The sequence below is a fragment of the Bacillus sp. SIMBA_154 genome (genome assembly GCF_046536015.1).
Taxonomy (GTDB): Bacteria; Bacillota; Bacilli; order Bacillales; family Bacillaceae; genus Bacillus; species Bacillus pumilus_P.
Genome location: NZ_JAWJBV010000272.1, coordinates 1 through 271, shown reverse-complemented (window position 1 = coordinate 271; position 271 = coordinate 1). Strand labels below are relative to the sequence as shown.

1 pseudogene is annotated in these 271 nt (G+C 57.6%); it reads right to left on the bottom strand.

Annotation, left to right across the window (positions count from 1 at the left end):
• Positions 1–254: pseudogene (locus R0K30_RS22015) on the bottom strand (hydroxymethylglutaryl-CoA reductase); the annotation flags it as partial.
• Positions 255–271 lie beyond the last annotated feature (17 nt).

Here is a 271-nt window from a genome sequence, read left to right as displayed (position 1 = left end):
CCGGCGACCGAAATCTCTCCAGCGAGGGCTACGGATGCGGCTATTTCCGCCAGCTTGCGTGCATCGCCGTCACATTCGATCATCGTGAGACATTCCTGTTGCACAGGAAGGCGAGTGCCACCGCCCACGGTGCCAACGATCATGTTTGGTAGGGTGACCGACGCGAGTAGATCGCCGTTCTCTCGTGGTTCAAATGCAGTGCAGGCGTTCCTAAACGACACGGTAACGAACGCAGGGTCTTGCCCGCATGCAATAAATAACGCTGTCAGCG